General features: G+C 40.6%; 2 protein-coding genes and 1 pseudogene. All 3 read right to left on the bottom strand.

What is annotated here, in order from left to right:
- Positions 1 to 164 (bottom strand): annotated as a pseudogene (locus GMD1S_RS07680) (DNA starvation/stationary phase protection protein); the annotation flags it as partial.
- A 188-nt stretch (positions 165 to 352) separates the two neighbouring features.
- Positions 353 to 1,111, bottom strand: a complete 759-nt coding sequence (gene tpiA / locus GMD1S_RS07675) for a triose-phosphate isomerase (protein WP_000087891.1) — start codon at positions 1,109 to 1,111, stop codon at positions 353 to 355.
- A 96-nt stretch (positions 1,112 to 1,207) separates the two neighbouring features.
- Positions 1,208 to 1,408, bottom strand: a 201-nt coding sequence (locus tag GMD1S_RS07670; RefSeq protein ID WP_000574721.1) for a DnaD domain-containing protein, incomplete at its 5' end; no start/stop codon positions are given.

Here is a 1,408-nt window from a genome sequence, read left to right as displayed (position 1 = left end):
CCACGACCACGCATATACCAGTGAACTTGGTGAAGGGCAATGTGAGCCACATACAAGTCCGCTACTGCTTGGTTCAATACTTCCTTTGTTTTTGCCAATGCTACTGGCGCTGTTTTAGATAATGTTGTTACGTCTTTTACTGCTTCTTTTTTCAATTCAACCATATTGATCACCTCATAATATTATTTTTGCAACCATATTTATTGATTACTATCTCAGTATACTACTCCTAGTAGACAAAAGCAAGAAAATTAACCCATATTAAAAAAGTTGTAATTGACTGATAATTTAAGAAAAATATACAGTCTTTAAAAAAAAGACAGTCTTAGCAGACTGTCTGGAATAACTGAGATTATTTTACAAAATCAAGCAATGCCAAGAAGCTTTCAGCTTCAAGTGACGCACCACCAACAAGGGCACCGTCAACGTCTGGGCAAGCCATGTATGAAGCAACGTTTTCAGGTTTAACAGAACCACCGTATTGAACACGAACTTTGTCCGCAACTTCTTGACCAAAGTCTGCAGCTACAACGTCACGAACGACTTTACACATTTTTTGTGCATCGTCTTGTGAAGCTGATTTACCAGTACCGATAGCCCAGATTGGCTCATAAGCGATAACGGATGCAGCAACTTGTTCAGCTGTCAATCCAGCCAATGCAGCAGATACTTGAGCACCTACGAATTCAGCAGCTTTACCAGCTTCGTAAGTTTCAAGTGACTCACCACAACAGATGATTGGAAGCATACCGTTTGCAAAGATTGCTTTTGCTTTTTTGTTGATATCTTCGTCAGTTTCATGGAAGTAGTCACGACGTTCTGAGTGACCGATAACAACGTAGTCAGTACCGATTTCTTTCAAAACTTGTGGGCTAGTTTCACCAGTGAAAGCACCTGCATTTTCAAAGTAGCAGTTTTGAGCAGCAACTTTAAGGTTTGAACCTTTAGCAGCAGCAAGAACAGCTGTCAAATCAAGAGCTGGAGCTGCGATACCTGCTTCAACAAGGTCTGATGAAGGAAGTTTTGATGCAACGGCTTCAACGAATGCTTTTGCTTCTTCTGGATTTTTGTTCATTTTCCAGTTACCAGCGATAAATGGTTTACGTGACATTTCACATACCTCTTTTTTCATTTTATTCACTATTATTCTATCATATTTATAAGGAGCTTGCAAACCTTACTCTAATTTTCAAGATTTTTCAAGCGACTAATCTTGCCACAAATTCATGGCATCGAGGAAATCAGCCGAAGCCTGAACTTGTTTGGGATTGTTGACTTCTCGCTCTGCTCGTTTGGCCTCTACCTGAGTCACAGACTGAATACCTTCATGGCGCCAGTTTCGTAGGATTGCCTGAATATATTTCCAGTTTGGCTTGCCATTGAGAACGGCCTCTCGGAGAGCTTCCTT

It is taken from the genome of Streptococcus sp. GMD1S (assembly GCF_000296875.1).
GTDB lineage: Bacteria > Bacillota > Bacilli > Lactobacillales > Streptococcaceae > Streptococcus.
The sequence above is the reverse complement of the archived record's forward strand: the minus strand, read 5'-3'. Positions and strand labels throughout refer to the sequence as shown.

What these genes read in the sequence shown, in the direction of transcription:
- tpiA (WP_000087891.1), bottom strand. Translation starts at nt 1,111, where the DNA reads ATGTCACGTAAACCATTTATCGCTGGTAACTGGAAAATGAACAAAAAT.